We start from the raw sequence: 23,620 nt of genomic DNA on the forward strand, positions 1-23,620 counted from the left end.
TCAGGGCCGTCATGAACGTCAAGCAACTCCGCGCCTTCGTCGCCGTGGCCAAGTACCAGAGCTTCGCCCAGGCCGGTGAACACCTGCATGTATCGCAACCGGCGTTGAGCCTGACCATCAAGGCGCTTGAGGAAAACCTCGGCGGCGCCCTGCTCAGCCGGACCACCCGCAGTGTCAGCCTGACTGCCGAAGGTGAGGTGCTGCTGCCGCTGGCCCGGCGCCTGCTGGCCGACTGGGACGACACCGAAGAAATGCTGCGCCAGCGTTTCACCCTGCAACTGGGGCGGGTTTCGGTGGCGGCCATACCGGCCTTCGCCGGTAACCTGCTGCCGCACGCGCTCAAGGTGTTTCGCCAGCGCTACCCGAAAGTCAACGTCACCGTGCATGACGTGATCAACGAGCAGGTACAGGAACTGGTGCGCCACCGTCGCGTCGAATTGGGCATCGGCTTCGAACCGGACAACACCGATGGCCTGGACTTCTACCCCCTGTACATGGACCGTTTCGTCGCCGTGGTGCCCGCCGACTCGCCCCTGGCCGGGCTGCCCCAGGTCAGTTGGACGCAACTGCTGGCCGAAGACTTCATCGCCTTGCAGCGCCCGTCGGCGGTCCGCCTGTTGATGGAACAGAACGTCGCGGCCAGCCATGGCAAGCTGGCGGTGGCATTCGAGAGCCATCAACTGTCGACCGTTGGCCGCATGGTTGCCAGCGGCCTGGGCGTCAGCGCGGTGCCGGCGCTGTGCATCAACCAGATGCAGGAGCTCGGTGCCCGCTGCGTGCCGCTGGTCGAGCCCGCCGTGGAGCGGCGCATGGGGGTCATCGCGCTCAGTGAGCACAAACTGTCCACCGCAGCGCAAGCGCTGCTCGAGGTATTGCTTTCCCATACCCAGATCCCGGAGGTGACATGCGATACGTGAAACTGGCAGGTTCGAAGGTGCCGGCCATTGGCCAGGGCACGTGGTACATGGGTGAAGACCCTGGCCGCCGGGCCGCTGAGGTGTCGGCCCTGCAACAAGGTATCGAGCTGGGCCTGAGCCTGATCGATACGGCTGAAATGTATGCCGAGGGCGGCGCAGAGCAGGTAGTTGGCCACGCCATCGCCGGGCGCCGCGACCAGGTGTTTCTGGTCAGCAAGGTCTACCCGCACAATGCCAGCCAGCGCGGCGTGCCTGCCGCCTGCGAGCGTAGCCTCAAACGCCTGGGCACTGACTGCATCGACCTGTACCTGCTGCACTGGCGTGGCCAGCATCCCTTGGAGGAAACCGTCGAAGCGTTCGAGCGTTTGCGCGAACAAGGCAAGATCAAGCGTTGGGGGGTGTCCAATTTCGATGTCGATGACTTGCGCGAACTGCACAACCCCGATTGCGCCACTAACCAAGTGCTGTACAACCCGGTGCAACGCGGCATCGAATTCGACCTGCTGCCGTGGAGCCAGAAGCGCGCCTTGCCGACCATGGCGTATTGCCCATTGGCCCAGGCCGGGCAGTTGTTGCAGCACCCTGTGCTGGCCGAGATCGCCGAGCGCCACGGTGCGACACCGGCCCAGGTCAGCCTGGCCTGGGTGACCCGTGATGAGGGGGTGATTGCCATTCCCAAGGCGGTAGACCCAGAGCATGTGCAACTGAATGCGGCGGCCGGCTTGCTGACCCTGAGCAGCGAAGACCTGCGAGCGATTGACCGGGCATTCCCAGCACCGACCCGCAAGCAACGCTTGGCGATGGTCTGAAGCCTTTGCCTGACCCTTGTAGGAGCAGCCTTGCGCTGCGAAGAGGCCGGCGATACCAGAGAAGATCTGCTGAGTTGTCACCGGCCTCTTCGCAGCGCAAGGCTGCTCCTACAACAGTCAACGCAACAGGCAACGCTGGCAGGCTAATGAAAATCGCGGCTGCGCACATCCAGCCCCTGCAGCAAGGGGCTGATATCCTCCAGCCGCCGCGCAATCAGGTGACGCACCCCGTTCTCCTGCTCCAGCCGCCCGCTCACCTTGAGCAATTGCGCCCCCACCAACGCCCGCCTCTGCCGCTCGGCCAAGTCACGCCAGACCACCACGTTGACCATGCCGTACTCATCCTCCAGCGTCACGAACGTCACCCCACTGGCCGTCTGTGGGCGTTGCCTGCCTACCACCAGCCCGGCCACGGCAATGTTGTCGCCATGCTCGACAGCTGACAGCTCGTGCGAACTGCGGCAACCCAACGCTCGCAAACGAGGGCGTAGTAGCCGCAAGGGGTGGGGCCCAAGCGTGGTGCCCAGGGTCTGGTAGTCGGCAACCAGGTCCTCGCCGACAGTCGGTGCAGGCAGCGCTACCACGGCCTCAGGCAACGCTTCGACCTCGGCGAACAAGGGCAACTGTGGCTGCACCGCCGCTACCTGCCAACGCGCCTGATGACGGTCACGTGCCAAAGCCCTCAGGGCCCCGGCGTCAGCCAGGCGGGCACGGGCGCGGTGGTCGAGCCCTGCACGCAGGCACAAGTCTTCAACATCGCGCCAAGGCCGTTGCGCCCTCGCCTGCTCCAGACGCCGGGCGTCAGCTTCGGCAAAACCACGGACCTGCCGCAGCCCTAAGCGTATGGCCAGCGCCTGTTCACCCACCGGTTCAAGCGTGCAATCCCATTCGCTGTGAAACACATCCACCGGCCGCACCTCGACGCCTTGGCGACGGGCGTCCTGCAGCAGCTGGTCGGGGCTGTAAAAGCCCATCGGCCAACTGTTGACCAGCGCGCAGGTGAAAATGGCCGGCTCATGGCATTTGAGCCAACTGCTCGCGTAACACAGCAAGGCGAAACTGGCCGCGTGGGACTCGGGGAAGCCATAGCTGCCAAACCCCTTGATCTGCTCGAAGATGCGCTCGGCAAACGACCGTTCGTAACCATTGCGCAACATGCCTTGAATCAGCCGTTCGCGGTGCGGCTCCAGCCCGCCATGGCGCTTCCAGGCCGCCATGCTGCGGCGTAGCTGGTCGGCCTCGCCCGGGCTGTAGTCGGCAGCCACCATCGCCAGCTCCATCACCTGTTCCTGAAACAACGGCACACCCAGGGTGCGCTCGAACACTTCCTGCAATTTAGGCGAGGGGTATGTCACGGGCTCCTGCTTCAGGCGCCGGCGCAAATACGGGTGGACCATGTCACCCTGAATCGGCCCGGGGCGCACGATGGCCACCTCGATGACCAGATCGTAGAACGTGACGGGCTTGAGCCGTGGCAACATGGCCATCTGCGCCCGAGATTCGATCTGGAACACGCCCATGGTTTCGGCTCGGCTGATCATCGCATAGGTGGCCGGGTCCTCCCCCGGGATGCTTGCCAGCGTCAATTGCCGGCCCCGGTGGCGCTGCAGCAGGTCGAAGCAACGGCGCAAGGCACTGAGCATGCCCAGCGCCAGCACATCGACCTTGAGCAAACCGACCATGTCCAGGTCGTCCTTGTCCCACTGGATCACGGTGCGGTCTTGCATGGCGGCGTTTTCCACTGGCACCAGTTGATCCAGCGGCTGCTGCGAGATGACGAACCCGCCTGGGTGTTGCGACAGGTGCCGGGGAAAACCGATCAGCTCACCGGCCAGAACCAGCACCCGCCGCAGCGACGGGCTGCTGGCCTCGAAACCGGCCTCGGCCAGGCGTTGCGCATCGGGGATGCGATCACTCCAGCGGCCACAGCACTTGGCCAGCGCATCCACCTGGTCGGCCGGCAGCCCCAGTACCCGCGCCACATCACGCACCGCACCGGCAGCATGGTAGGTGTTGACCACGGCGGTGAGTGCGGCCCGGTGCCGGCCATAGCGCCGGAACACATACTGGATCACCTCTTCGCGGCGGTCGTGCTCGAAGTCCACGTCGATGTCCGGCGGCTCATTGCGTTCGCGTGACAGAAAGCGCTCGAACAGCAAACGGTGCTCCATGGGGTCGAGTTCGGTGATCCCCAGCACGAAACACACCACCGAGTTGGCGGCCGAGCCTCGGCCCTGGCAGAGGATATGCTGGCTGCGGGCAAAGGCGACGATATCGTGCACGGTCAAAAAATAGCTTTCGTAGGCCAGTTCCTCGATCAGCGCCAGCTCCTTTGCCAGCACCTCGCGCACCTTGTCGCTCGGCCCCCCCGGCCAGCGCATCGGCAAGCCGCGCTCGCACAGCTCGCGCAGCCAGCTCGCCGGGGTGTGGCTGTCTGGCACCAATTCACGCGGGTACTGGTACTTCAGCTCGCTCAAGTCGAAACGGCAGCGCTCGGCGATGACCAGGGTCTCGGCCAGTAGGTCGGCCGGGTACAGTTCCTGCAACTGCTCAGGGCTGCGCAGGTGACGCTCGCCATTGGCGTACAGGTAGCGACCCGCTTCGGCCACCTGGCAATGCTGGCGGATGGCGGTCATGCAATCCTGCAGGGCACGGCGACCGCGTGCATGCATGTGCACGTCACCGCAGGCCACTGCGCGGATACCGACCTTCCCCGCCAACTGGCGCAGTTTGCCAAGCCGCACCTCGTCATCACTGCCACGGTGCAGGTGCACGGCCAGCCACAGCCGCTCGGCGAACAGCGTGCGCAAACCCTCACCGGGTTCAGGGTCGTCGGCATCCTCGGCAACCCACAGCGCCAGCAAGCCTTGATGATGCTCGCGCAGGTCCTCGCTGAACAGTTGATAGGCGCCCTTTTCCGCCCGCCGTCGCGCACGGGTAATCAGCGCGCACAGGCTCTGGTAGCCGGTGAGGTTTTCCGCCAGCAGCACCAGTTTCGGGCCATCCTGCAGGCGGACTTCGCTGCCGATAATCAGCCGCAGCTGGTGCGCCTTGGCGGCCTGCCAGGCGCGGACGATACCGGCCAAGGTGCACTCATCGGTGATCGCCAGGGCGTCATAACCCTGCTCGCGCGCACGCTTGAACAACTCATCGGCACTCGACGCACCCCGCTGGAAGCTGAAGTTCGACAGGCAGTGCAATTCGGCATACCCGAACCGGCTCATGCAAACCAGCCTTGCAACCACAAAGGGCCTGGCTGGCTGAGGTCGCGGTAGGCCCAGCCGCGCAGGCCGTCGCGGGTTTCGATGCGGTAGTAGTCACGGCGCACGTCGCCCCCGTCCCACCAGCCCGACTCGATGCGCTCGGCATGCCCCAGCACACGGTGGCCGGCTGCCTCCAGCGCCACGGGCGCCGGCAACAGCCAGCCGGGGCGGCTACCCGGCAACACCGGCAGGCTCCCTTGTGCGCCCTGCTCCGCCGCTTGCCAGGCACATTCGGGGCGGTGATCGGCCTCGGCGCTCAGCCCCTTGACGGCCTCGTCGCCCAACCGTGCGCGCAAGCGTTCACGCAACTGCTCCCAGGGCTGCGCCTGCTGGGCGCGGGGGTCGAACAGCGCCTGGTGCTGGGGCACGAAGGGTGGCAGGTCATCGGCGACCAAGCGCAAGTTGCGTACCGGGGCGGGGATTTGCAGCGGCTCCAGGCGCCCTTTTGCCAGTTCGAAGAGCATGGCTGGGTCACGTTCGGCCGCCAGCAGGCCAACCTTGAGCAACGTGTCCGGCCCTTCGGCATGCTCCAGGTGCAGGCAAAAACGCTGCACGCCACAATCGCGCCCAGCCAGGAACGCGCCGAGGTCGTTGAGCATTCTGCGCAGCGGGAACAGCAACGCCTGGTGCGACTCCACGTCGAAATTCAGCTCCAGGCGCGACTCGAAGCGGTCCGGCGGCTGGTAGAAGCCCAGCCCCAGGGTGCGCAGGCCGAGCAGTTGGTCCAGGTGCAACTGGACCTGCGCAGAAAAGCGCTTGGCCAGGGCGTCGCGCGGCAAGGCCAGCACCTGGCCCAACTGGCGCAACCCCATGCGGGCAAAGGCCTCGGCGGCCTCCAGCGGCAAGCCGACACGGTCGATGGGCATCTGTGCCAGCACGGCGCGGGTGGCGTCGGCACAGGTTACCGCCAGGCCATCGTGGCCGTTGGCGAGCATGCGGGCCGCCACCGGGTTGCTGGCCAGCACGATGCGCTGCCGCAAGCCCAACGCGCTGAGCTCCTGGCGCAGGCGTGCCTCGAACAACGGCCAGGGGCCAAACAGCTGCAGGCTGGAGCCGACCTCCAACAACAAAGCCCTTGGGTAATGCAGGCTCACCTGGGCGCTGAAGCGATAGGCCCAGGCTGCCAGCAGCTGTTGCAACTGCTCGATGCGTTTGTCATCGGCCTCTACGCAGGTGAAGCCATCGGCCAAGGCACGCGCCGTGGTCAGGGTTTGCCCGGCACGCAGGCCGAGGGCTGCGGCAGCGGGGTTGACCGCCTGTAGCACACGGCGCTGCGTCGGGCCGCCAATCACTACCAGGGGCGTTTCAGGGTCGTCACGCTCGCGCAGAACGGTGTCCAGCGCCAGCTGTGGCAGCAGAATGCAGGCCCAGAGCATGATGCATCAGCCTCAGCCGGGGAACGCGATGGGCAGCGCTGGCGGCATGCCGCCCCGGCTCTTGAGCACACGCCACTGTGCCGGCCGAGTGTCGATGGCAATACGCAGAGCGGCCGGCGACGGGTTGTGTGCCGCCTGCTGGGGGCGACAGGCGAACGCCAGCGCCTGGCCGGTCTCGGCGGCCACCTGCAGGCGCCGCAGTGCCCGGTCATCGGCGCGCTCTGGCCAGCACAACACGGCGGCGCAACTGCCTGAGCGCAGGCATTGCTCAGCCGCCCACAGTGCGTCGGCAGGCGTGGCGCTAACCTGGGCCAGCCAACGTAGATCCACCCCGGCTGCCTGCCAGGCCGGGGCATAGGGAATGAACGGCGGCGCGACCAGCACCACGCGGCCACCTTCTGCAGTCAGGCGCGCCAGTGAGGGCCACAGCAGTTGCAGCTCACCGCACCCCGGGCTGGCCAGCAACAGTTCGCTGAGCGCCGCGGCCGGCCAGCCGCCCTCGGGCAGGCGTTGGTCGAGCGCGGCATGCCCTGTCGGCTGCAACCCCAGGGGCCGGGCCTGAACCTGCCGCCCGCGCCAGACCTGACGCTGGTCGAGCAGCCTGTCGAGATCGACCACCGCGCCCATCAGTCGCGCCTCAGCAGGCCACAGAACACGCCTTCAATGAAGAATTCCTGCTCAGGGCCCACATCGATCGGCGCATAGGCCGGGTTGCGCGGCAACAGCCGGTAACCGCCAGGCTGACGCTGCAAGCGTTTGATGGTCACCTCGCCGTCCAGGCGGGCGACCACGACCTGCCCGTCACGGGCCTCGCCCTGTTGCCGAATGCCGACCAGGTCACCGTCGAAGATGCCGTCATCGACCATCGAGTCGCCGCGCACTTTCAACAGGTAATCGGGTGTGCGCCGGAACAGGCTGGGGTCGAGCAGCAACTGCTCGTGGATGTCGAGGTCCGGGCCGATCGGGGCACCTGCCGCGACCTGGCCCAGCACCGGCACTTCGAGGATTTCCGGGCGGCGCAGCGGTTGAGCCAGGCGAATACCTCGCGCCTGGTTCGGCGTGACGTCGATATGGCCCGCCTGGCACAGGGCGGTGATGTGTTTGCGCGCGACGCTGCGCGAGGCGAAGCCGAAGCGCGTGGCGATGTCGGCAAGGCTCGGTGGCTGGCCGTGGTCAGCAATGCGCTCACGAATAAATTCGAGAATGGCGCGGCGTTTGGGGGTCAGATTGTCCATGGAGTACATTTGTACTCTTTTCGCAACACACTGAACAGCCCCCCTCGTCGTCCGCTTTGGTTATGATCGTCGGGCTTGTGTTTTTTCATACCTGGATACCTGATGCTGACTGCCCTGCTGTTCGACCTCGACGGAACCCTCACCGACACCGATACCCTGCACCTGCAGGCTTTCCGCCAGTTGCTGCGCGAGCATGACGGCCGTGAACTGAGCCAGGCCCAGTTTGATGCACAGGTCAGTGGCCGGGCCAACGGCGAACTGTTCGCCGAGTTGTTTGCCGATGCCAGCCCGCAGCAATGCCTGGCCCTGGCGGATCGCAAAGAGGCGTTGTTCCGCTCGCTGGCGCCGTCGCTCGCGCCCATGCCCGGCCTGTTGCGCTTGCTGGAGCACGGCCAGGCCTGTGGCCTGGGGATGTGCGTGGTGACCAACGCCCCCCGGCTCAATGCCGAGCACATGTTGCAGGCCATGGGGCTGGAGGCCCGCTTCGAGCATGTGTTGGTGGCCGAGGAGCTTGAGCGAGCCAAGCCGGACCCGCTGCCCTACCTCACCGGGCTACAGCGGCTCGGGGCCGAGGCCGGGCACGCGCTGGCCTTCGAGGACTCGTTGCCCGGGGTCAAGGCTGCCAGTGGTGCGGGGATCTTTACGGTTGGGGTTGCGACTACACAGACTGCCGAACGCCTGATGGACGCGGGGGCTGGGCTGGTGATCGAGGACTTTGATGATGCGCGGTTGTGGGCGTTGATTGAATCGATGGGGTGAGGTGTGCATGCCTTGAGATCAATGGCGCCTGTGAGATCGAGCGCCGCCCGCGCGGCGCTTCGCAGCACAAGGCTGCTCCTACATCTGTTTCGGGCCAGTGAGGCCTGTGATATTTGCGCACGACCGCCTCAGGAATAATTGGCCCGAAAAATTGTAGGAGCAGCCTTGTGCTGCGAAGCGCCGCGCGGGCGGCGCTCGATCTCACAGGCGTCACAACACTCAACCCCTACACCTCGATGCTCTAACCTTTAACCGCTGCCCCACCCATCAGGCCGCCCATGCTCATCGACGAAGAACTGACCCTCAAAAAGCTGGAAACCTTCCTCGCCTTCATGCGCAGTGGCAACCTCGGCCGCGCCGCCGCCGAGCTGTCCACCAGTGCCGTCAGCGTGCACCGCGCCATCCACTCGCTGGAAAGCGCCTTGCGTTGCCCCCTGTTCAAGCACGAAGGCCGGCAACTGATCCCGCTGGAAAGCGCCTACGTGCTGGAGAAAAAAGCCCGCCAGCTGATCCAGGACGCCGAGCAGATGGTCCGCCAGACCCGTGAGGCTGCGGGGTTCTATGCCGAACGTTTCCGCTTGGGCGCCCTGTACTCGCTAACGGTAAAGACCGTGCCAAAGCTGGTCATGGGCCTGAAACTGCGCCGCAGCGCGCTCAACATCGACCTGACCCTGGGCTCGAACGTCGACCTGCTGCAACGCCTGAAAAACCACGAACTGGAGGCCATCCTGGTGTCGCTGGACGAAAGCGTCAGCGACCCCGCCTGCGAGCAATTGCCGCTGTTCTCCGACGACATCTTCCTTGCCGTCCCCACCGACTCGCCCTTTGCCGAACACGCCGAGGTGGACCTGGCCGACCTCGCCGACTCCACCTTCATCACCCTGACCCAAGGCTTTGCCACCCACCGTGATGGTGCGCGGGTATTCGAGCAGGCAGGGTTCGAGCCGAAGGTGGCCATGCAGGTGAACGATATCTTCACCCTGCTGAGCATGGTCAGCTCCGGCGTTGGCTTTGCCCTGCTGCCAGGGCGAATCGCTGCGGTCTACGAGAACCGGGTGAAGTTGATTGCCCTGCAACCACGCTATCGCCTGCAACAGCACATTGGCGTGGTGTTTTTGAAGGCGCGGGAACGAGAGCCGAACCTGCTGGCGTTGCTGGCTGAATGCAGAATGTACAGCCGCGAAAACTGAACGAAGGCCTGCAGGTGTTTATGTTCCAGCGAGATTTACACCGCTTGCCGGGCGGCGCGCCGGCCTGAACCGGCATGGCGCCCTTGCAACAACACCGCCAGCGCAGCCAATACCGCCGGGATCAGCAACGACGCGAACACCTGTGCAAAGCTCCAGCCCATGGCTAGCATCTGGGCGCCGGCAAACGCACTGAGAATCGCACCGAAGCGGCCGATGCCGCTCATCCAGCTGGCACCGGTCGCCCGCGCTTCGGTGGGGTAGAATGCCGCCGCCAAAGCATTCATGCCCACACTTGCGCCATTGAGGCCAAAGCCCACGGCCCAGGCAATCGCGCACAGCCAGGCAAAATCCCCAGCCACCTGGCCAGTGGCGAAGATCACCGCACCACTGAACAAGAAGGTCAGCATCAGTACCCGTTGCGGGTTGCAGCGGTCCATGGCCCAGCCCACCGAGATCGCCCCCAGCGGCCCGCCGATCTGGAAACAGGCGGTGACGATGGCCGCTTCGGCTACCGAGAAGCCGCCCCCCTCCTTGACCAAGGTGGGCAACCAACCGCTGAACAGGTAAACCAGAAACAGCGCCAGCACGTAGCCAGCCCAAAGCATCAAGGTGCCAAAGCGGTAGCGCGGCGAGAGAATGGTCGCAATCGCCCCACCACTGCTGGGCGCGCTGGCCGGTACGATGAAGGTGCTGTCGGCGTTGACACGCTCCGGTGCCAGACGGCTGACGATGGCGTGGATGCGACGTTTGTCAGCACCCTTGCTGACCAGGAAGGTGACCGACTCGGGCAACCGCCAGCACAGCAACGGCACTGTCAGCAGCGGCAGCACGCCGCCCAGCACCAGCACGCTGCGCCAGCCCAGGTTGGGGATCATCCAGGCACTGACAAAGCCGCCTGCCGCCGCACCCAGTGAGAAACCACAGAAGGCCAGGGTGATCAGCAGCGAGCGGCTGCGCGCCGGCGCGTATTCACTGACCAGGGTGCTGGCATTGGGCATGGCAGCGCCCAGGCCCAGGCCGGTCAGAAAACGCAGGGCAACAAGGGTCTCGAGGTCGGGCGAGAATGCCGAGGCCAAGGTCCACACACCAAACAGCAGGACACTGCCCAGCAAGACCGCCTTGCGCCCATAGCGGTCGGCCAAGGGGCCGGCGATCAATGCCCCGAGCGCCAGGCCGATAAGGGCCGCGCTCAACACGGGGCCCAGGCTTTGTGCGCCCAGGCCCCAATCGCTTTTCAATTGCGGTGCGATGAAACCGATGAGGGCGACGTCCAGCCCATCCAGGGCGATGATCAGAAAGCCCAGGAAGACTACCCATTTCTGGTAGCGGCCGATGGGTTGCTGGTCGATCAGTTGGCGCACATCAATGGCGTTGTTCATGGGGTATCACCTGTTGTTGTTTTTATGAAGGTGCATCGGCAGTGGGCCGCCATGCGACCCAGGCAGCATTACCGGTGAACGAGGCAGGGCAGCCGCACAGGCCGGATGATCCGGGTCTCTTGGGCCACGACCAGATCGCGGGTGGCCTGCAGGTAGGTTGCGAAGTCCGGGTCAGCGTCCCGCGCGGCGCTGCGTTTTTCGAAGTCATCGAGGCTGTCATAGCCCCACAAGTGCACCACCTGGTTGAGCGGGCCGATGCTGCTGGTGTAGAACGCCAGCGGCGAACCGAGATGGCGCAGCAGAATCGGCATCGCCAGCTGGTCGAAGGCTTCGAGAAAGGCCGCCATACCACGTGGGCGGATGGTGTAGACCCTGTGATCGACGACAGGCTTGTCCATCATGCAACCTCCCGCGCGTTGCCCGCTGTCGCCAGGCCTTGTTCGATGCCCGCCAGGTGGCGCCCGGTGATGTAGCCAAAGGTCATGATTGGCCCCAGGGTGATGCCCGCACCGGGGTAATTGCCGCCCATGATGCTGGCGCGGTCGTTGCCGACGGCGTACAGGCCGTCGATGGCCTGCTGATCGGCGCCCAGCACTTCGCCGACCACGCTGGTGCGGATGCCGTCGAAGGTGCCCAGGTCACCCATGATCACCTTCACGGCAAAGTAAGGCCCCTCGGCCACTGGCGCCACGCACGGGTTGGGCGTGTGCTGCGGGTCGGCCAGGTAGCGATTGAAACGCGTGGTACCTCGCCCAAACTGGCGGTCCTCACCCTGAACGGCGCCCAGGTTGTACTCACGTACGGCCTGCTCCAGCCCGGCGGCATCGATCCCGGCCTTGCGCGCCAGCTCGGCGAGGCTGCCGCCCTTGAGCAAGTAGCCGTTACGCAACAGCGGCCCCAGCGGCATCGGCGATGGCTTGGCGAAACCCAGCCCGTACTTGGCCAGGGTGCGTCGGTCACAGACCAGCCACATGGCGGTTTCCGGTTGCTCTGCACACGCCTCGATCAAGGCCGCACCCACGTCGTGGTAGGAATTGGATTCGTTGGTAAAGCGCCTGCCCGAGCGCAGCACGCCGATCACACCGGGCTTGTAACGGTCGAGCAAATGGGGGAACGCGACGAATCGCCCTGCCCCCATCGGCACCTTGGACACCGGCATCCACGCCGCCGCCGCTTGCAGGCGGATATCGACCTTGGCGCCCATCGTTTCAGCCATGCGCGCACCATCACCCGTGTTGCCTGCTGGCACCGGCGAAAAGTGCTCGCCACCCCGACGCACATGCGGGTAGGCCTGCTTCAACCGTTGCACGTCATGGGAAAACCCACCACAGGCCAGCACCACGCCGCGCCGCGCCTCGATGCGCAGTTCGCTGTCACCTTGTTTCGCCAACACGCCAGTGACCCGATTGCCTTCACGCAACAGGTGCCTGGCCGGGGTCCCGGTCAAAATCGGAATGCCCAGGTCCAGCGCAGACTTCACCAGCCGCGCCGCCAGGGCATTGCCGCTGGTCACCTGGGTGCCGCGCCGGTACAGCGCCAACTCCTTGAGGTGGGTCAGCAAGCGCTTGGCCACATACACGAACGACGTCAGCGAGCGGGTGGCATTGAAGAAGTGCTTGAGGTCGGCATTCGACGAATTGAACATCATGCCGATGAAGGTGATGGTCTTGAGCGGTGGCCGCAGGCGTGCCATGTCGGGCCCAAGGCCGCGAATGTCGTAGGGCGCTGCCAGTATCGAGCGCCCGACATCGACGCCACCTTCCACGTTTGGGTGATAGTCGGGGTACAGCGTGGGGACGAATTTGACGGCGGTCTCGCGCTCGAAGAACTCGACCATGTCTGGCCCGTGACGCAGAAACGCCTTGACCGCCACTTCGTCGAAACAGTCGCCGGTTTCGTTGCGCAGGTAGGTCAGCGCCGCCTCATCGCTGTCGTTCATCCCATGCCGGTTGCCCGGCACCCACAGCACCCCACCGGAGAACGCCGTGGTGCCGCCGAAGCAGTCGTCCTTTTCGATGACGACCACATCCAGGCCGTGTTTTTTCGCAGTGATCGCAGTCGCCAGGCCGCCGGCCCCCGCCCCCACCACCAGTACATCGCAGGTGCGTGTGTTCATGCGCGTACGCCCTCGAAACCGGGGCGCGGGATCAACGCCATGGGCATGCTCTCCAGCCCACCATCGACCGTCAGCTCGGCGCCGTTGATGTAGTCGGCACGCGGGCTGGCAAGAAACAGCACCGCCTCGGCGATGTCCTGCGGCTCGCCGATGCGCTGGTTGGCGGTCATGGCGCTGCGCTGGCGTTCGATGTGCGGGTCCGCGTAAAACGCTGCCGACAGCGGCGTGCGGATCAACCCCGGGCACACCGCGTTGCTGCGTACCCCGCGCGGCCCCCATTCCACGGCAATCTGCCGGGACAGCATGCTGACCCCGGCCTTGGCCGCGCTGTAGGCACCACTGTTGGGTTGAGGGTAATGGGCCGCGATCGACGCTACATGCACGATGCGCCCCTGGCCTCGGGCAAGCATCAAGCTGCCGAAGGCCTGCGAACACAGCAGGTAGCCGCTGAGGTTGACCGCCAACACCTGGTTCCATTGCTCCAGGGTCAGCACGTCGAGCGAACCCGGGCGCAGCACACTGGCGTTGTTGATCAGTACATCGCAGCGGCCGTGCAGCGCCTGCACCTGTGCGGCGGCCTGGCTTACGCTGTCGGGGTCGGCGATGTCGCACCCCAGCGCGCTGACCTCGCCGACACTGTGCTCGCCCAAGCTGGCCGCCAGCTCACGGCACTTGCCCAGGTCGCGGTCCAGCAACACCACATGGGCTTGCTGTTCGACCAACGCGGCAGCCAGTGCCGCGCCAATGCCGCCGGCCGCGCCGGTCACTACACAAACGGCTGAATCCAGGCCCAGCCAGTGAGCGCTAATCTTGTTGTTATGCATGCTGCTCTCCAGAGTGTCGCTTCATCTGGCGAACAGCCTAGGGCTGACAGGCACCCGGGCAGAATGGACAAAACCTGCAACCAGCCCCACATTCCCGACAATTTGCTGCACCGCCCCTGAACCTTTTCAGCGGCTGTGGCACAGTAGCCGGGTACCGATCAAAACAATTACAACACCATGAACAAGATCCCCAATTACGCCCTGTACGGTGAGACTGCACAGCCGGTGTGGCACGAGTCGCTGCATGTGGAGTCGATTTCCAAACGCTCCGGTGCCCACAACTGGGAGATCGCTGCGCACCGTCACGAAGGTTTACTGCAGTTGCTGTACCTGCAACGCGGCGGCGGTGAAGTGCTGTTCGACAGTGACCGCGTGCAGGCCCAGGCGCCCTGCGTGGTGTACGTGCCGGCGCAGGTGGTGCATGGCTTCCACTGGGCCGGTGCGGTCGAGGGCCAGGTGATCACGGCGGCGCAGCACCCGCTGGAAAGCATCACCCAGGTACTGGCGCCGAACCTGCTGGCAACGGTCCGCAAACCCCAGGTGATCGCCCTGCCCCGCTGGGAAGCCGACGAAGACCCCCTGCTGCCGTTGTGCCGCGCCCTGCACGAGGAATACCACAACCGCGCTCGCGAGCATGTGGCCAGCAGCATGTCACTGTTGCTGACGCTGCTGATCCAGGTGCTGCGCCACGAACCACAGGCCAGTGGTAACGGGCGTCGCCCACCGTCCAGGCGCAGCCAGCAACTGACCGGGTTCCGCGAACTGGTGGACATGCACTTTCGCGAGCATTGGTCGTTGGGGGCTTATGCCGCTGAACTCGGGCTGACGTTGGCCACGCTGGGGCGGCTGTGCCAGGAACACCTGGGCATGACCCCGATGAATGTCATCAATGCCCGGTTGGTGCTGGAGGCCAAACGGGCGCTGGGGCATTCAAGCCTCAGCGTGAAAGAGATTGCCCATGACCTGGGGTTTGTCGATGTGGGGTATTTCAGCCGGTTTTTTCGCAAGCACTCGGGGGTGAGCCCGAGCGAGTTTCGCGAGGCCGCGTTGGCCCCTTCGCGGGCAAGCCCGCTCCCACAGGCTCCCTGCTAATTCAGCGAGTCTCCACCCTGTGGGAGCGGGCTTGCCCGCGAAGAGGCCAGTACAGGTTTCTTCAAGCCTCTAGCGCATGCTGCACCTGGCCCACTGTCGCCGCCAATCGGTCCAGGTGCAGGCTCAACACTCGCTCCACCGGCGCCTGGTCCACCGGCCAATGCAAGGCGATGCTGCCCGCCAGTTGCCCCTCGACCCGCACCGGCAAGGCGATCGCCCGGATCAGAAATGGCAACCGCACCGGGTATTCCCAATGCCCCTCGGTACGCTGGCCAAAGCCCTTGTGCGCATCCTCCTCGATATCGCGCAACAGGCTGTCATCACCCAACCGTTGATGGCTGGCCAAGCGCTGCACTTCGTCGCCGTCCAGCTCCCCCAGGCACGCGCGCCCCATCGCCGAATGGAACAGGCTGGCATGGTGGCCGACGATCTGGCAGTTGTTCGGGTAGCGCTTGCGCAACACCTGAGGGATGGCGCTTTCCATCACCTCCAGCCGCTCGCCATCGAAGCACGACAGGTCTGCCACCAGCCCGGTGCGTTCACTCAGCTCAAGCAGCCAAGGCGCCGCCTGCTCCACCAGGCGCCGCTTGAAGCGCAGTTGGCGGTCGCCGAACAGGCGCCGAGCACACAGTCGATAGCGCCGGTCGCTCAAGCCCCGGTAGACCCACCCCTGCTCCTGCAAGGTGGCGAGCATACGCGAGACCGTGGCCTTGGGCAGCGATGTCAGGTAGTGCAGTTCTTCAAGCCCCAATGCCTGGTGTTCGCCCAGCAAGTCGACGATGGCCAGCGCCCGCTCCACCGAGCGTACGCCGCCACTGTCTGTCATGTTGCCCATGTGTCTGACCTCCCTGTCACTTGGCGGGTTGGTCATCATGCACAGCAAGAACCGCGCCTGCCCAGAGCCTTTACGGAAGTTGCAAGCACGGCGGCGGCCGTCGTTCGACCCAGCGGGTCAGTTGCTCATGGGCATGGGCCAGTTGCAACACCGCGTGGTCCGCCTGGGCTGGGCCAATGATTTGCAGGCCCATCGGCAACCCCATGGCACTGAAGCCCACCGGTACACTGATGCTCGGCAGCCCTGCCAAGGTCGGCCCGATTACCACCTCCATCCAGCGGTGATACGTGTCCATCGTTCGCCCTGCGACTGCCTTCGGCCACGCCTGCTGTGCATCGAAAGGGAACACTTGGGCCGAAGGCAACAGCAGGAAATCGTAACGCTCGAACAACCTGCCGAGGGCCTGGTACCACGCACTGCGGTCTATCGAAGCCTGGTACACCTGCGCCGCGCTCAGGTGCAAACCGCCCTCGACTTCCCACTGTGCTTCAGGCTTGAGCAGGGCACGTTTGCCGGGGTCGGCATAGGCCGCGCCGAGGGTGCCGTGCACCAGGAAGTGACGGTGGGTCAGCCAGCATTGCCAGAGGCGCGCCAAGTCAAAGGCCGGCTGGCAGGCCTCGACCTGGCAGCCCAGCTCGGCAAAATCCGCCAGGGCCGACTCGCACAAGCTCAGCACCCCGTCCTCCATCGGCAGGTAGCCGTCATAATCGCCCAGCCAGCCCAGCCGCGCGCCCTTGAAGTCGCGCTGCAACCCTTCAGCGAAATCAACCTTGCCGCCACTCAGCGACAACGGCACCCGTGCATCGAAGCCTGCCTGGGTCGTCAACAACCGCGCGACATCGACCACGCTGCGCCCCATCGGCCCTTCAGTGGCCAGTTGCTGCAGGAACACCTCCGGCGCCGGCCCATGCGGCACCCGGCCCTGGGACGGGCGCAGGCCGAACACATTGTTGAACGCCGCCGGGTTGCGCAGCGAGCCCATCATGTCGCTGCCATCGGCCACCGGTAGCAATCGCAGGGCCAAGGCCGCGGCGGCCCCGCCACTGCTGCCACCGGCCACCCGGCTTGGGTCGTAGGCATTGAGGGTGGTGCCGAACAAGGTGTTGTAGCTCTGCGAGCCCAGGCCGAACTCCGGCACGTTGCTCTTGCCGACGATGATCGCCCCACTGGCCCTGACCCGCGCCACGCTGACCGCATCGTGCTCGGGCACCTGCTCGGCGAACAGCGGCGAGCCCAGGGTGGTGCGCAGCCCGGCCGTGGCAGCCAAGTCCTTGATTGCCTGTGGCATGCCATGCATCCAGCCCCTTGACTGCCCCCGCGCCAGCTCACCGTCGCGCTCATCGGCTTCGGCCAGCAGCGCCTCGACCGAACGCAGCGACACCAGCGCATTGACCTGCGGATTGAAACGCTCGATATGGGCGAGGTACGCCAGCATCACCTCACGGCACGATACTTGGCGGGCATGAATTGCGCGGGACAACGCCTCGGCATCCAGCGCTACGATTGGGTCGATGGCTAGCGGCTTCACGGTTTCACTCCAAGGTTGAACGCGACAGCTTTACCCGCACGCGGCGCTTCTTTCAGGCAGTAGGTGCCCAACAGCGTCAGCAGGCAAGCGAACAGTACATAGAACGACGGCGCCACCGGCGTGTTCAGGGCTTTGCTCAGCCAGGTAACGATCAGCGGCGCAAAGCCGCCGAACACCATCACCGCCACGTTGTAGGCCACCGATACCCCGGTCGAACGCACCTCGACCGGGAACTGCTCGGCCAGGGCAGTCGGCGCCGGGCCAAAGAACCCGCCGATGGCGGTGCACAGCAGCAGCTGCATCACCAGCAGGCGCTCGATCGATGGCGCCGCCGCCACCCACACGTACAGCGGATAGACCATCACGAAGAAGGCCAGGGTGAAGGCCATCAGTACCGGGCGCCGGCCCAGCCGGTCAGACAAGGCCCCCGCCAGCGGGATGACCACGGTCATCAGCCCCACCGCAAGCATCTGCACCAGCAATACCTGGTCCAGCGGCAACCCGAGGTTCTTGTGGGCGAAGGTCGGCATGTTCACCAGCACCACGTAGAACGATACCGTGGCGCCACACGCCAGGCCCATCGACACCAGCAGGCTGCGGCGGTGTTCACGCAGTACCTGCCACAGGCCCGGCGCCTGGCCCTTGGCCTGTTTACGCGCCTCGAGGAACTCTTCGGGTTCTTCCATGTGCTTGCGAATCCACAGCCCCACCGGGCCAATCAGCAGGCCAAGCACGAACGGGATTCGCCAGCCCCAGCTGTCTAGCGCCTCTGGCGTGCACAGGTGCGTCACCAACGCCACCATCGCCGCCCCCGAGAACACCGCCAGGCACTGCCCCACCAGTTGCCAGGAGCCATACAGGCCTTTGCGATGGGCGGGTGCGCTTTCTACCAGAAACGCCGTTGCGCTGGCGTATTCGCCCCCTGTAGCGAAGCCCTGGAGCATGCGCGCCACCACGATCAGCAACGGTGCGCCCATGCCGATGGCGAGGTAGTTGGGCGCAAAGGCGATCATGGCGATGGACACGGTCATCAGGCGGATGATCATCTGCATGGCCGCCTTGCGGCCTTTGCGGTCGGCGTACATGCCCAGCAGCACGCCGCCCACCGGGCGCATGAAAAAGCCCACACCAAAGGTGGCCAGGGCCATCAGCAGCGAGGCGTATTCGTCGTCGGAGGGGAAGAACTGCCGGGCGATGATGCTCGCCAGGAAGCCGTACACGATAAAGTCATACCACTCCAGCGCATTGCCGATGACGGCAGCGACCACCTGCCGGGTACGCGACACGCCTGTGCTCGAAGTCTGCATAGGGAACACTCCATTCATCTGTTGGGTGATGACCCAGGCACAGCCGCGCCCAGGTTCCAGCGGCAGTCGTCAAAGAAAGGTCAGGCGGGTTCGAGCCAGCGCTCGGCAAGCGCGCCCCAATAAGCAGCGCCGGTCAGCAGAATGTCGTCGTTGAAGTCATAGGCCGGGTTGTGCACCATCGGCCGTGACAAGCCATTGCCGATGAACAGGTAGGCGCCTGGGCAACGTTGCAGCATCCAGGCGAAATCCTCGCTGCCCATCAATTTGCGGGTGTTGCCGTCCACCGCGTCGGCACCGAGCAGTTCCTCGCCCACTTGTTGGGCGAAGGCGTTCTCTGCGGCATGGTTGACCAGTACCGGGTACGCCGGCCGGTGTTCGATGCTGGCGCTGCAGCCAAAACTCTCGGCTTGGCTAACGATGATCGCGCGTACCCGCGCCAGGGTCTGCGCCCGCACTTCGGCATTCAACGCCCGCAGGCTGAGGCGCAGCACTGCCTGCTGCGGAATCACGTTGGCCGCCTCGCCCGCCTGCAGTGCCCCCACAGTAACCACCGCGGCTTCCTGGGCATCGATATTGCGCGCCACCACCGTCTGCAACGCCATCACCACACTGGCCGCTGCCACCAGCGGGTCGACGGTCAGGTGCGGCATCGAGCCATGCCCGCCTACGCCTTCAAGGGTTACGCTGAGCAAATCCTGCGAGGCCATCATCGGCCCCTCGCGAAAGCCCAGGTGCCCTGCCGGCAGCCCCGGCATGTTGTGCATGCCGAACAGGGCATCACAGGGGAAGCGCTCCAGCAAGCCGTCGGCGAGCATCGCCTCGGCGCCGCCCTGGCCCTCTTCGGCGGGTTGGAAGATCAGCGTCAGCGTGCCATCGAACTGCCGGGTCGCCGCCAGGTAACGCGCAGCGCCCAGCAGCATGGTGGTGTGGCCGTCATGGCCGCAGGCGTGCATGCAGCCTTGGTGCCGGCTGCTGTAGGCCGCGCCGGTGGCCTCATGGATCGGCAGCGCGTCCATGTCGGCGCGCAGCCCCAGCTTGCGTGGGCTGCTGCCGTTGCGCAGCACCCCCACCACGCCGGTCTTGCCGATACCGGTGTGAACCTCGTAGCCCCACGCTTGCAGCAGCCGGGCCACCAGCGCTGAGGTGCGGTTTTCTTCAAAACCCAGTTCCGGGTGTGCATGGATGTCGTGACGGATGGCGTGCAGGTCGCTGGCCACGTCATTGAGCCAGGCCAGGATGTGTTGATGTCGAGACATGCGGAATCTCCTTGCGCGGGTAATTCCCGTTCTTGTTGTTCGCGTTGAGATCACGACGGGGAAGGCAGGTCGTGTTGGCTGACAGATAAACGCGAGTGATGGGGGGAGCACAATCGAATGTGGTTCCACAGGGTGGAACTGGGCATGAGGGATTGCATGCGGGCCGCCAGGGGTACGGGGTGAGATCTTCAGCGCCTAGGAGATTGAGCGCCGCCCCTCACTGTTTTGATTTGTACCAACAGGACCTTCTCTGGCATGGGGCTAAGGATTGCCGACTCTTGACCACGCATGCGATTCCAGCCAGCAGCTTCTTTCAGTGACTCCCAGAACAGCTCAGGCAGTGGGAGCCTGTTCGCCGTGGCCTCTTGAATCGTCGACGTTAAATCGGTGTGCAACTGTCTCAACTTGCCCACACCTGCCACGGATGCAGCCCCTATGCCGACTAGCGTGGATGCCTCACTCGCTATCGAACCCATTGGAAATGCATAGGCCATCGCAACGCCAGGGACTTTTGTCAACGTACTCACCAACCCTCCATTGAATATCAATGCATTGTTAGTGCGGCTCGATGCATCGTATTCCGGTGGCACAGGCCTCCCTTGGGCCTTGGCAACCGATCTTCTGACGATAGTTTTCGAGGCTTTATTCAACGCAGACAACATACCCACAGTTCCCCATACCAAGCCTGTCCCCTGGCCGAGTATGCGCGTAGCGGAATGGCCGTCACGGTCGACATTGTTGATAGGATCCCCCAAGCAGTACGCGTAGGCATTGAGCCCACCTCGGCCGAAAGGGCTAAAAGCATCCGGGCTGTAAAAGCGCATCAGCCCTGTACCATAGGCACGCTTGCCGTTGCCAATCAGATAACCCTTTGGCAGTAGCGCATTCGGTTCTCCGACAAACGCTAAGCGTGGGCCGCCCCTGCCCACGTGATAACCATAGGGCGCATAAGCCCGTAATGGGGGGGCCCTGAACATCCGGAGCGAGGGTTGCTTATCATTGGGTGATAGTGACGTTGTTTGCATGTTTCGAGCCTGCTCAACCTGTGTTTAGAGGGCCAGGCTATTCATATGAATTGGCGTACATAACTCCCAGAACTACTGAAGGGAATCATTTCCCGGGCACTGTCTTTGCTGTTACTGGTACCTTTGGCGCACCGTTCAGCCACAGCCTAGGACTGCGTCATGCCCCCAAGCCAAACCACCCCAAACGGTTTCGTCCGCGTCCGTGGCGCCCGCGAGCACAACCTCAAGAACATCGATGTCGATATCCCCCGCGACGCGCTGGTGGTGTTCACCGGCGTATCGGGCTCTGGCAAGTCTTCGCTGGCCTTCTCCACCCTGTATGCCGAAGCCCAGCGCCGCTACTTCGAATCCGTCGCGCCCTATGCCCGGCGCCTGATCGACCAGGTTGGCGTGCCCGATGTGGACGCCATCGAAGGCCTGCCGCCAGCGGTGGCCCTGCAACAGCAACGCGGCACGCCCAGCGCGCGGTCCTCAGTGGGCAGCGTGACGACGCTGTCCAGCTCGATCCGCATGCTTTACTCGCGCGCCGGCCATTACCCAGCCGGGCACGCGATGCTGTATGCCGAAGACTTCTCGCCCAACACCCCCCAGGGCGCCTGCCCCGAATGCCACGGCCTGGGCCGCGTCTATGAAGTGACCGAGGCAACCCTGGTCCCGGACCCTTCACTGACCATCCGCGAGCGCGCGGTGGCGGCCTGGCCCATGGCCTGGCAGGGCCAGAACCTGCGCGACATCCTGGTAACCCTGGGCTATGACGTCGATATTCCCTGGCGCGACTTGCCACAAGCGCAGCGCGACTGGATCTTGTTCACCGAAGAAACCCCCACCGCCCCGGTGTACGCCGGCCTGACCCCGGCGCAAACCCGCGCCGCCCTCAAGCGCAAGCAGGAGCCCAGCTACCAGGGCACGTTCAGCGGCGCCCGGCGCTACGTACTGCACACCTTCATGCACTCGCAAAGCGCGCAGATGCGCAAGCGCGTGTCGCAGTTCATGCGCCCAAGCCCCTGCCCGCTGTGCGCGGGCAAACGCCTCAAGCGCGAAGCGCTGAGCGTGACCTTCGCAGGCCTGGACATCGCCGAGCTGTCGCACCTCTCGTTGCAGGCGCTGGCCGAGGTGTTCCGCACGGTGGCGGCGCCGGCCTACCTGAAACAGAACCAGGACGGCCTGACCCTGGAAAAACGCCTGGCCGCCCAACGTATCGCCCATGAGTTGCTGGAGCGCATCGACACCCTGCTCGACCTCGGGCTGGGCTACCTGGCCCTGGAGCGCAGTACCCCGAGCCTGTCCTCAGGCGAGCTGCAGCGGCTGCGCCTGGCCACCCAGCTCAACTCGCAACTGTTCGGCGTGATCTATGTGCTCGACGAGCCATCGGCCGGCTTGCATCCTGCCGACAGCGAGGCCTTGTTCGTGGCCTTGCAGCGCCTGAAACAGGCCGGCAACTCGGTCTATGTGGTGGAGCACGACCTCGACACCATGCGCCGCGCCGACTGGTTGGTGGATGTTGGCCCTGCCGCCGGCGAACACGGCGGCACCATCCTTTACAGCGGCCCGCCCGAGGGGCTCGCCCGGGTCGAGCAATCGTGCACCCGCGCCTACCTGTTCGGCGAGCACGCCCAGGCCGTTCGCACACCGCGCCAGGCGCAGGATTGGCTCGCGCTGGAAGGCATCACCCGTAACAACCTCGACAACCTCAGCGCTCAGTTCCCGTTGGGGTGCTTCACCGCCGTGACGGGTATTTCCGGTTCGGGCAAATCCAGCCTGGTCAGCCAGGCGCTGCTGGAGCTGGTCGGCGCGCACCTGGGCCATGCCGAACAGCCTGCCGAGCGCGAAGAACAGAGCCTGGAGGACGACCCCGAACAAACCAGCAGCGGCCGGGTAAAGGCAGGGCTGGGCAGCATCAAGCGCCTGGTGCAGGTCGATCAGAAACCCATCGGCCGTACACCCCGCTCCAACCTGGCCACCTACACCGGCCTGTTCGACGCCGTGCGCAAACTGTTTGCTGCCACCGACCACGCCAAGGCGCAAGGCTTCGATGCCGGGCGTTTCTCCTTCAACGTCGCCAAGGGCCGTTGTGCAACCTGCGAGGGCGAAGGGTTTGTCAGCGTCGAGCTGTTGTTCATGCCCAGTGTCTACGCGCCCTGCCCAACCTGCCACGGTGCCCGCTACAACCCCGAGACACTGGCGGTGACCTGGCAAGGGATGAACATCGCCCAGGTGCTGCAACTGACCGTTGAACACGCCCTGGCGGTGTTCGCCGAACAGCCGTCAGTACGGCGCAGCCTGCAAGTGCTGCAGGATATCGGCCTGGGTTACCTGCGCCTGGGCCAACCGGCTACGGAGCTGTCTGGCGGTGAAGCGCAACGCATCAAGCTGGCCACCGAGTTGCAGCGCACGGCGCGCGGGGCGACGTTGTATGTACTGGATGAACCCACCAACGGGCTGCATCCCCAGGATATCGACCGGTTGTTGGTACAACTCAACCGTCTGGTGGATGCCGGGCATAGCGTGGTGGTGGTCGAACATGACATGCGCGTGGTGGCGCAAAGCGACTGGGTGATCGATATCGGGCCGGGGGCTGGGGATGCGGGGGGCAAGGTCGTGGCCAGTGGCACACCGCAGGCCGTCGCCGGGTGCGTTGAAAGCCGTACCGCCAGCTTCCTGGCCAAGGCGTTGTAGCGGTGCTGGGCACCGGCCTCGCCGGTGCCCATG

At 64.9% G+C, this 23,620-nt stretch carries 19 protein-coding genes; 6 read left to right on the plus strand and 13 right to left on the minus strand.

The window, feature by feature from the left end; translation table 11 throughout:
• Window positions 1-11 precede the first annotated feature (11 nt).
• Both AC5PZ0_RS12875 and AC5PZ0_RS12880 read left to right on the plus strand, forming a co-directional pair.
• Window positions 12-917: a LysR family transcriptional regulator gene (locus AC5PZ0_RS12875; RefSeq protein WP_027593433.1), complete on the plus strand. Its 906-nt coding sequence runs from the start codon at window positions 12-14 to the stop codon at window positions 915-917.
• Window positions 905-1,726 carry an aldo/keto reductase gene (locus AC5PZ0_RS12880; RefSeq protein ID WP_493855124.1) on the plus strand — a complete coding sequence of 274 codons (822 nt, stop codon included), beginning with the start codon at window positions 905-907 and terminating at the stop codon, window positions 1,724-1,726. Before AC5PZ0_RS12875 ends, AC5PZ0_RS12880 begins: the two co-directional genes overlap by 13 nt.
• A gap of 143 nt (window positions 1,727-1,869) precedes the next feature.
• Here AC5PZ0_RS12880 and AC5PZ0_RS12885 read toward each other — a convergent pair whose 3' ends face one another.
• The 4 genes from AC5PZ0_RS12885 to lexA are packed head-to-tail and all read right to left on the minus strand — an operon-like array spanning window position 1,870 to window position 7,609.
• Window positions 1,870-4,950, minus strand: coding sequence for an error-prone DNA polymerase (locus AC5PZ0_RS12885; RefSeq protein WP_493855125.1), 3,081 nt, complete (start codon window positions 4,948-4,950; stop codon window positions 1,870-1,872).
• Window positions 4,947-6,365, minus strand: coding sequence for a Y-family DNA polymerase (locus tag AC5PZ0_RS12890; protein ID WP_085272941.1), 1,419 nt, complete (start codon window positions 6,363-6,365; stop codon window positions 4,947-4,949). The genes AC5PZ0_RS12885 and AC5PZ0_RS12890 overlap by 4 nt, the downstream gene beginning before the upstream one ends.
• A 12-nt stretch (window positions 6,366-6,377) precedes the next feature.
• Window positions 6,378-6,992, minus strand: a complete 615-nt coding sequence (imuA, locus tag AC5PZ0_RS12895; RefSeq protein ID WP_493855126.1) for a translesion DNA synthesis-associated protein ImuA — start codon at window positions 6,990-6,992, stop codon at window positions 6,378-6,380.
• Window positions 6,992-7,609, minus strand: coding sequence for a transcriptional repressor LexA (gene lexA, locus AC5PZ0_RS12900; RefSeq protein ID WP_085272942.1), 618 nt, complete (start codon window positions 7,607-7,609; stop codon window positions 6,992-6,994). The genes imuA and lexA overlap by 1 nt, the downstream gene beginning before the upstream one ends.
• A 93-nt stretch (window positions 7,610-7,702) precedes the next feature.
• Between lexA and AC5PZ0_RS12905 the strand changes: the two genes are divergently transcribed.
• Both AC5PZ0_RS12905 and AC5PZ0_RS12910 read left to right on the plus strand, forming a co-directional pair.
• Complete coding sequence (locus tag AC5PZ0_RS12905) at window positions 7,703-8,359, plus strand: HAD family hydrolase (protein WP_274888230.1); 657 nt, start codon at window positions 7,703-7,705, stop codon at window positions 8,357-8,359.
• A 278-nt stretch (window positions 8,360-8,637) separates the two neighbouring features.
• Window positions 8,638-9,549 carry a LysR family transcriptional regulator gene (locus AC5PZ0_RS12910; protein WP_027593440.1) on the plus strand — a complete coding sequence of 304 codons (912 nt, stop codon included), beginning with the start codon at window positions 8,638-8,640 and terminating at the stop codon, window positions 9,547-9,549.
• 35 nt (window positions 9,550-9,584) lie between these two features.
• Here AC5PZ0_RS12910 and AC5PZ0_RS12915 read toward each other — a convergent pair whose 3' ends face one another.
• The 4 genes from AC5PZ0_RS12915 to AC5PZ0_RS12930 form a co-directional block, all read right to left on the minus strand.
• Window positions 9,585-10,928, minus strand: a complete 1,344-nt coding sequence (locus AC5PZ0_RS12915; protein WP_493855127.1) for an MFS transporter — start codon at window positions 10,926-10,928, stop codon at window positions 9,585-9,587.
• A 68-nt stretch (window positions 10,929-10,996) separates the two neighbouring features.
• Window positions 10,997-11,326, minus strand: coding sequence for an NIPSNAP family protein (locus AC5PZ0_RS12920; RefSeq protein ID WP_493855128.1), 330 nt, complete (start codon window positions 11,324-11,326; stop codon window positions 10,997-10,999).
• Window positions 11,326-13,044, minus strand: coding sequence for an FAD-dependent oxidoreductase (locus AC5PZ0_RS12925; RefSeq protein WP_493855129.1), 1,719 nt, complete (start codon window positions 13,042-13,044; stop codon window positions 11,326-11,328). The genes AC5PZ0_RS12920 and AC5PZ0_RS12925 overlap by 1 nt, the downstream gene beginning before the upstream one ends.
• Complete coding sequence (locus tag AC5PZ0_RS12930; protein WP_238213644.1) at window positions 13,041-13,868, minus strand: SDR family NAD(P)-dependent oxidoreductase; 828 nt, start codon at window positions 13,866-13,868, stop codon at window positions 13,041-13,043. Before AC5PZ0_RS12930 ends, AC5PZ0_RS12925 begins: the two co-directional genes overlap by 4 nt.
• A gap of 177 nt (window positions 13,869-14,045) precedes the next feature.
• Here AC5PZ0_RS12930 and AC5PZ0_RS12935 point away from each other — a divergent pair, with 177 nt between their 5' ends.
• Complete coding sequence (locus tag AC5PZ0_RS12935; protein WP_493855130.1) at window positions 14,046-14,960, plus strand: helix-turn-helix domain-containing protein; 915 nt, start codon at window positions 14,046-14,048, stop codon at window positions 14,958-14,960.
• 61 nt (window positions 14,961-15,021) lie between these two features.
• On the opposite strand, the gene AC5PZ0_RS12940 is transcribed toward AC5PZ0_RS12935, so the two are convergent.
• The 5 genes from AC5PZ0_RS12940 to AC5PZ0_RS12960 form a co-directional block, all read right to left on the minus strand.
• On the minus strand, window positions 15,022-15,795 hold the full coding sequence (locus AC5PZ0_RS12940; protein ID WP_493855131.1) for an IclR family transcriptional regulator: 774 nt from the start codon (window positions 15,793-15,795) through the stop codon (window positions 15,022-15,024).
• 70 nt (window positions 15,796-15,865) lie between these two features.
• Window positions 15,866-17,323 carry an amidase gene (locus AC5PZ0_RS12945; RefSeq protein WP_493855132.1) on the minus strand — a complete coding sequence of 486 codons (1,458 nt, stop codon included), beginning with the start codon at window positions 17,321-17,323 and terminating at the stop codon, window positions 15,866-15,868.
• The gene (locus AC5PZ0_RS12950) at window positions 17,320-18,630 is read right to left on the minus strand and encodes a citrate-proton symporter (protein ID WP_027593447.1); all 1,311 of its coding nucleotides are present in this window, start codon (window positions 18,628-18,630) and stop codon (window positions 17,320-17,322) included. Before AC5PZ0_RS12950 ends, AC5PZ0_RS12945 begins: the two co-directional genes overlap by 4 nt.
• Before the next feature lie 80 nt (window positions 18,631-18,710).
• Window positions 18,711-19,886 (minus strand): M20 aminoacylase family protein, encoded by a 1,176-nt coding sequence (locus AC5PZ0_RS12955; protein ID WP_027593448.1) that lies wholly within the window; start codon window positions 19,884-19,886, stop codon window positions 18,711-18,713.
• A gap of 188 nt (window positions 19,887-20,074) precedes the next feature.
• Window positions 20,075-20,911: an RHS repeat-associated core domain-containing protein gene (locus tag AC5PZ0_RS12960; protein ID WP_493855133.1), complete on the minus strand. Its 837-nt coding sequence runs from the start codon at window positions 20,909-20,911 to the stop codon at window positions 20,075-20,077.
• Between the two features lie 159 nt (window positions 20,912-21,070).
• On the opposite strand from AC5PZ0_RS12960, the gene uvrA reads away from it, so the two are divergent.
• The gene (uvrA, locus tag AC5PZ0_RS12965) at window positions 21,071-23,587 is read left to right on the plus strand and encodes an excinuclease ABC subunit UvrA (RefSeq protein ID WP_493855134.1); all 2,517 of its coding nucleotides are present in this window, start codon (window positions 21,071-21,073) and stop codon (window positions 23,585-23,587) included.
• Window positions 23,588-23,620: the final 33 nt, after the last annotated feature.

This window comes from Pseudomonas sp. 5.2 (genome assembly GCF_059025405.1).